The 6,954-nt window shown below is 48.8% G+C and carries 5 protein-coding genes and 1 pseudogene; 3 read left to right on the forward strand and 3 right to left on the reverse strand.

Going from position 1 to position 6,954, the window contains the following annotated elements:
- Both Q0236_RS08325 and ispF read right to left on the reverse strand, forming a co-directional pair.
- Positions 1 to 565, reverse strand: a pseudogene (locus Q0236_RS08325) (hypothetical protein); the annotation flags it as partial.
- The gene (gene ispF / locus Q0236_RS08330; protein ID WP_297916827.1) at positions 562 to 1,884 is read right to left on the reverse strand and encodes a 2-C-methyl-D-erythritol 2,4-cyclodiphosphate synthase; all 1,323 of its coding nucleotides are present in this window, start codon (positions 1,882 to 1,884) and stop codon (positions 562 to 564) included. The pseudogene Q0236_RS08325 and the gene ispF, both read right to left, overlap by 4 nt.
- Before the next feature lie 217 nt (positions 1,885 to 2,101).
- On the opposite strand from ispF, the gene thiC reads away from it, so the two are divergent.
- Entirely contained in the window at positions 2,102 to 3,409 is a 1,308-nt protein-coding gene (thiC, locus tag Q0236_RS08335; protein WP_297916835.1) for a phosphomethylpyrimidine synthase ThiC, read from the forward strand.
- Complete coding sequence (locus Q0236_RS08340; RefSeq protein ID WP_297916829.1) at positions 3,406 to 4,500, forward strand: Mrp/NBP35 family ATP-binding protein; 1,095 nt, start codon at positions 3,406 to 3,408, stop codon at positions 4,498 to 4,500. The genes thiC and Q0236_RS08340 overlap by 4 nt, the downstream gene beginning before the upstream one ends.
- A 261-nt stretch (positions 4,501 to 4,761) precedes the next feature.
- Here the strand turns inward: Q0236_RS08340 and Q0236_RS08345 are convergent, their stop codons facing one another.
- Positions 4,762 to 4,956, reverse strand: coding sequence for a hypothetical protein (locus Q0236_RS08345; RefSeq protein ID WP_297916832.1), 195 nt, complete (start codon positions 4,954 to 4,956; stop codon positions 4,762 to 4,764).
- Between the two features lie 255 nt (positions 4,957 to 5,211).
- Here Q0236_RS08345 and Q0236_RS08350 point away from each other — a divergent pair, with 255 nt between their 5' ends.
- Positions 5,212 to 6,237, forward strand: a complete 1,026-nt coding sequence (locus Q0236_RS08350) for a hypothetical protein (RefSeq protein ID WP_297916834.1) — start codon at positions 5,212 to 5,214, stop codon at positions 6,235 to 6,237.
- The last annotated feature ends 717 nt before the right edge of the window (positions 6,238 to 6,954 follow it).

The following is a 6,954-nucleotide window of genomic DNA, read 5'->3' on the forward strand; positions in this document are numbered from 1 at the left end:
AAAGCTCTGAACTGCTAGAACGCGGCGCAGAGCTTTGCGCGGATAGAATTTTAAGGCACGATTTTAGCGCAAGCGCGATCTTAAATACCGCCGCAGCCCGCGCTGCCGCATCGCCGCGCAAAAGAAGCGGAAATTTTATCTGCGCTAAACGCGCGGGCGGTATTTCGCACGAAAGAGAGATCTCTTTAAGCAACACTTCGTAGGCTTCGTTTTGTGATTTTAGCGAGCGAAACTGCGCGTAGTGCTCGATCTTTTTGATGAGCTCCTCTATCATAAATGGCTTTTGGATATAATCCGTTGCGCCCGCTTTTACGGGGTTTAGCACCGTTTCGCTATCGACGTAGGCGACCATCAAAATTATGATCGAGCGCCTAAATTTCTCGATCAGCGGATAAAAGCTCGCGCCGCTCCAGCTCGTAGAGAGTAGCACCGCCTCAAACTCCTCCGCAAGGCTAGCCGCGGTCGCCAAACTCGCCGCGTTAGTACATTCATGCCCAAGCGCACCCAGCTTGTTTGCGATACTTTGAGCAAGATAGCTTTCGCTCTCGATTATTAAAATTTTCATGCGTCCTGCGCCTTTGCTGCGTGCTTTTGCCAGTCGTAAAATTTCAAGCTTACCGCAGCCTGCGCGGCGATGCCCTCGCTTCTGCCCGTAAATCCCAGCCCTTCGGTCGTGGTCGCTTTGACATTGACGCGCGCGCAGTTTAAAATTTCGCTTAAAACCTCTTGCATCTGCGCTTTGTAGGCTCCGATCTTCGGGCGTTGCGCGATTATCGTAATATCGGCGTTTACGAGCTCGTAGCCGTAGCCTCTGACGCGCCGCATTACCTTTCGTAACAGCTCCTTGCTATCCGCGCCTTTAAATTTGGCGTCGCTGTCGGGGAAAAGCTCGCCGATGTCTCCCAGCATCGCTGCGCCGCAAATAGCGTCGATTAGGGCGTGGATCGCTACGTCGCCGTCGCTGTGCGCGATCAGCGCGAACTCGCACGGAATTTGCACGCCGCCGAGCACGATGCCCGCGCCTTTTTCAAGCGCGTGTACGTCATAACCCGTACCGCAAAAAATATCGCGCGAGCATGGTTTTAAATTTAGCGCCGCCAGATCGCTTGCGCGCGTGATCTTAAGCGCGCCCACTTCGCCTTTTATAAACTCCAACCGACCGCCCGCGCTGCCGACCGCCGCGCTGTCGTCGGTAAAAATTTCGCTTCCCTCAAGCGCCTTTTTAAGTAGCGCCGTGCGCGAAAGCTGCGGCGTTTGGATGAGGCGTAGCTCCTCTCGCTCCACAATGCGCTCGCCGAGATAGGTCGTGTCGTTTACGCCAAGATATGGGCTGATACAGTCCGCGCCGCCTAAATTTCGTATCAGCGAGGAGATCAGCCCTGGCGAAATTTGCGCGCGCGCCACGTCGCTTACGAGCACGAGTTCGCTATCTACGAGCTGCAGCGCGTTTTTTAGCGAGCTTTGGCGGTTTGCGCCGCCTGGGGCGAAGTGAAATTTTAAATTTGCAGAGCTGCATTCATACGCGCCGCATTCGACTTGAGCTTTAAAATTTTCCGCGCCCCGCGGCTTGCTTGCGTCGTTTAGATCGTCCGCGCCGCATTCGATCCCGTCCTGCTTGCTTTGAAATTTATACTCGATCGTGCCGCACTCCGCGCTTTTGCCGCGCGCCGAGGCCAAGCTGCACGCATAGAGGCGCTCGCAATAGCTCACGTCCTCCTCGTTTACGGTGATTATGATCTTTTTAAATGGGTGCGCCCGCGCGATATTTTGCGCGACGTATTGCCAAAGCGGCAGCTCGCCCACGCGCAACCACTGCTTTTTGACGCTCAGCTCAAACCTGCTCGAATCGCCCGCGGCGAGCAAAATCAGCGATATATCTTTCAAATTTTATCCTTGAAATTTTGTTACGAAATTATACGTATTAAAAATGAAAGCAAAATTAATCGCGGCTTGCGAGCTAAAATATCTTGAGTTTAGGCGTAAATTTACGCGGCACGGCGGCGAAATTTCAGCTTACGTTACGAAAATAAACGGTAAAAGAAAAGTAAGGATTAATGAAATTTGTTATATTATACGCGCATTTTTAAGAAGCGAGGCGAAAATGACCGAAAGCTGCGTAACGCAGATCTATTTTGCAAAAAAGGGCGAAGTGACGCCGCAGATGAGAGAGGTCGCGCAAAGCGAGCGCATGGACGTGCGGGCCTTGCGCGATCTTATCGCGCAAGGAAGAGCGATCATCCCCGCAAACGTTAATCACAAAAGCTTAAAGCCGATCGGCATCGGGCGCGCGCTGCGGTGCAAGATCAACGCAAACATCGGCTCTTCCGGCACGACGAGCGATATTGATGGCGAGCTGGAAAAGCTCGAAGCCTGCTTAAAGTACGGCGCCGATACGGTGATGGATCTAAGCACGGGCGGCGATTTGGACGAGATCCGCGCCGCGATAATCGAGCGCTCGCCCGTACCCATAGGCACGGTGCCGATCTATCAGATGATCCATGAGCTGGGCGATATTAAAAATTTAAAAACGAGCGCTATTCTTAGCACGATCGAGAAGCAGGCGCGGCAGGGAGTGGATTATTTCACGATACATGCGGGCTTTAAGCTCGAGTTTATGCCGCTGCTGTCCCGTCGCAAGATGGGTATCGTAAGCAGAGGCGGCTCGCTGATAGCGTCGTGGATGATGAAATTTCACAAGCAAAACCCCTTCTATGAAGCGTTTGATGAAATTTGCGATATCTGCGCCGCTTACGACGTATCGCTCTCGCTGGGCGACGGCTTGCGCCCCGGCTGCTTATACGACGCGACCGACAAAGCGCAGCTTAGCGAGCTTGAAATTTTAGGCGAGCTGGCCCTGCGCGCGAATGAAAAGAACGTGCAGGTGATGATTGAGGGGCCGGGGCACATTCCGTTTAACGAGATCGAGCTAAATATGCAGCTAGAGCGCAAGATCTGCCGCGACGCGCCGTTTTACGTGCTGGGGCCGCTTCCGACCGACATCGGCGCGGGCTACGATCATATCAGCTCGGCTATCGGCGGGACGATGGCTGCGTATTGCGGCGCAAGCATGCTCTGTTACGTAACGCCGAAGGAGCATCTAGGCCTTCCCAATGCAAGCGATGTCAGAGAGGGCATCATCGCGCACAAAATCGCCGCTCATGCCGCAGACGTCGCGCTAGGCAAAGCGGGCGCGATAGAACGCGATCACGCGATGAGCGATGCGAGGTATAGTTTTGATTGGAACAGGCAGTTTGAGCTTAGCTTCGATCCAGATCATGCGCGCGAGCTGCACGACGAGAGCCTGGGCGATGAAATTTACAAGGGCGCGGAGTTTTGCTCGATGTGCGGGCCGAAATTTTGCGCATATAAAATCAGTAGAAATTTAACCGAAAATAAGGAGAAGGAATGAGTAAAGACGAAGTCTTAAATTTGCTTAAAAGCGTGATCTATCCGGGCTTTTCTAAAAGTATCGTGGATTTTGGATTTGTAAAAGAGGTCGAGATCGGCGATAGAATTTTCGTAGGGATCGAAATTCCGAGTGCCAAGCCTGAGATTGCAGCAGAGCTCAGATCGTCGGTGCAAAAGGCGCTAGGGGCGGACGCCGAAATTTTAATCAAACAGCCCAAGATCGCCGAGGAAAAGAGCAACTCTCGCAGCGGCAAAAATATCGCGCCGCAGATCAAGCATTTCGTGATGATCAGCAGCGGCAAGGGCGGCGTAGGCAAGAGTACGACGACGCTAAATTTAGCCATCAGCACGGCAAAGCTCGGCAAGAGGGTGGGGATTTTGGATGCCGATATTTACGGGCCGAATTTGCCGCGAATGATGGGCGAAGATAAAACGCAAGCAAGCGTCGTTGGGCAGAAGCTAAAGCCGATCTTAAGCCACGGCGTGGAGATGATGAGCATGGGCGTGCTGATGGAGGAGGGCGCGAGCCTCATCTGGCGCGGCTCTATGATAATGAAAGCGATTGAGCAGCTGCTAAAAGACGTGGCGTGGAGCGATCTGGACGTGCTGTTTTTGGATATGCCTCCTGGTACGGGCGACGCGCAGCTTACACTCGCTCAGAGCGTGCCAGTGACGGCGGGCGTGTGCGTTACGACGCCGCAGACGGTCGCGCTGGACGACAGCGCGCGCGGGCTTGATATGTTTGAAAAGCTCCACATCCCGATCGCAGGCCTTATCGAGAATATGAGCGGCTTCATCTGCCCCGATAACGGCAAGGAGTATGATATCTTCGGTCGCGGCGGCGCGCAAAAGCTAGCGCAGCGATACAACACCGAAGTAATCGGCGAGATCCCGATCGAGATCGCTATCCGCGAGGGCGGCGACAGCGGCAAGCCGGTGAGCTTCTATGCGCCCGATTCTTTGAGTGCGAAGCGCTACGAGCAGGCCGCGCGCAAGCTGTGGGAAAAGATCGAGAAGATCGACCGCGAGGAGCTGGCGGATAACTCCGCGATCCAGCCGGTGATGGACGGCAAGAGCGCCTGCTCGAATTAGGGCTTTGGCGGGCGCGGCGTCAAATTTCGCGTGGAATTTTGTAGCTCGAAATTCTGCGTTAAAATTTCGCTGCGATTTTGCGCGAAATTTTATGGCGCCAGTAAAATTTTTGTGTATAGAATTTCGTGCAGAGGTTGTAGCATTAAATTTTAAAGCTTGAAATTTCGAGCTAGAATTTTATCCAAGCTTCGTTGCGTGAGGGTTCAGATAAAATTCTAAGCGCAGAATTTTACGGCGAAAATTAAATTCTAAACGCACAATTCAGCGAGGTAAAATTTGCCGTAGAATTCCGCCTTGGAGTTTTAAATGTAAAATTTTAAGCATAAAGCTTTGCCGCAGAATTTTAAAATGTGAAATTTTATCGCTAAAGCTTTGTTTTAAAATTTTAAGATGGGGCTTTAAAATATGAATTTTAGGCTTGAAATTTATCGCGTCTAGCTTTTTAGCGGTAGCCACAGCATTGCGCTAGTTTAAAATTTTTATTTTGCTGGGTTTCATGGCAGTGGAGCTTATCTGCGAAAGCCTCTGTAAAGCTTATTTAGGATGGAATTTTATCCGTAGCGGTCGCGGCAAGGAAATTTCTCGCGCAGCTGACATTTAAGCAGTTGGAATTTTATTCGTATAGGCAGGGAGCCAAGGCGGCAAAATCCCTAAGCCTAGGGCTTTTAGGTTTAGGGATTTTACTTTTATACGAAATAAGAAAGGTCGGTAATGAGGTTTTTGATTATTTTGGTGCTTGCATTTGCGGCGTTCGCGCAAGAGAGCAATATGCAAAAATGGGCGAGAGAGATTACTGCGGATGCGCAGATCCCGCAGGATAAGTTTTTGGCGTTTTATCTGAATAAAGATGAGCCTAAGAAGGTGGTTTTCTCTGAAAACGTCGATCGCATCAGCGTCAATTATGAAGGAAATTCCTTTCATGAAATCCCGTCTCCAAATCTTATGGCGTATTGGGTCGGCGAGTTTAATTTTGACGCCGATATCGAAAAGATGGTGCTAGGAGATTACGGCTGGTCTACGCTGGTAATCGCCGTAGATGGCACGGACGTGCTAGGCGGGACATCTAGCAATCAAAAGCGCCCGCTTACGTATAAATTTAGCAAGGGCAAGCACAAGATCGAAGCGTGGTTTTTAAATGACGCGCATTCCAGCGAGCTTTTCGTGGATTTTAAAGACGTAGAGCCCTTTTATCGTCAAAAAGACGCCGTAGCCAAGATCCCTGCGGATAAGGACTACGATCTGTGGCTGGGCGCGATCTACGAAAGTGCGCAGATGAATAATCGCGTCAAGCTAAATTTAGCCAAATCCGCCAAGCCCATTGTGCTACTGCTTAGCTCATATCGCGCCGTGGAGTGGGAGATCTCAAATCCGCAAAAGAATGAAATTCTAGCCGTGTTAATTTACAATCCCATTAGTAGCGTCCGTGGCGTAAGCGGTGCGTTTTACGTCGAGGATTACAGATACACGGAGGCTGCAGATGGGCTTAAATGCGAGTGTATCTCGGGCAATGTCTTTCACTGCGACGGCAGCGAGATTTATGATATGAACGGGCGCGTAAACGGGATATTTGGCAGAGGCCTAGGGGCGTTTGCCGGCAAGCACGCCGTAAATTCCTTAGATCTGCCGGGGCTTGTTATTACACCAAAAATTCTAGACGAAAGCAAAGCTCGCCTACTCTCGGTAGAAGCGGACCGCAAGAAATGCGAAAGCACGCCGATGGATGATGTTTTTAAGTAAGATAAAATTTGAAATTTTATAAGTGTTTGGCGAATGAGTAAAATTCTTGATTAATTTGTATTGTATGGAAGAAGTGAATGTCTGAAAATTTAAAAAGTATTTTTGATTGGCTAAAAGAAATTTCTGAGAAAATTTCAGTCATTTTAAAATTAATCTTTTCGATATCACTTGTGTTTTCTATTATTATGGGTTTTACCTTTGCAGTTACTTATATGAGAATTAACGGCTTTTTTAGCTACGAAATCTTTAGTTTAAATAGTATGTGGATGTTTTTTATGGCATTCTTGTATTTGTTTATAATTATTTTTGCATTCTACGGTTGTTTGATAGCGTATATATTTTGGCTTTGATAAACTATCCGGTATCAGTAATGCTCAAAAGAAAAATATTAAAAGCTCCGGCACATCTTGCTTATACAAAAATCATATTATTATTTTATCTAAGCACATTGTCGATAATACTCGGTTTATTCGTTTTTGCCTTTATGTATATACGCTCTTTTTGGAGATAGTTTTTTCTTACCTTGCCCATGAGTCCCGTGATCCTTTATTTTGCCTAATGATGAAAATATATATGGGTTCAACACTATTAATAATGCTTTTGGTTCTTATAGTTTTTTAATAGATGCTTTGAAACTACAAATGATATTTTTATTAGGTGGATTTTTCTTATTGCTATTATATTTATATCTGGTGGTGTATGACCGAGGAGAGGCAA

This window comes from uncultured Campylobacter sp., from assembly GCF_938031315.1.
Lineage (GTDB): Bacteria > Campylobacterota > Campylobacteria > Campylobacterales > Campylobacteraceae > Campylobacter_B.

Coding starts and splice junctions, on each gene's coding strand:
- thiC (WP_297916835.1), top strand. CDS start 2,102: ATGACCGAAAGCTGCGTAACGCAGATCTATTTTGCAAAAAAGGGCGAA.
- Q0236_RS08350 (WP_297916834.1), top strand. CDS start 5,212: ATGAGGTTTTTGATTATTTTGGTGCTTGCATTTGCGGCGTTCGCGCAA.
- Q0236_RS08340 (WP_297916829.1), top strand. CDS start 3,406: ATGAGTAAAGACGAAGTCTTAAATTTGCTTAAAAGCGTGATCTATCCG.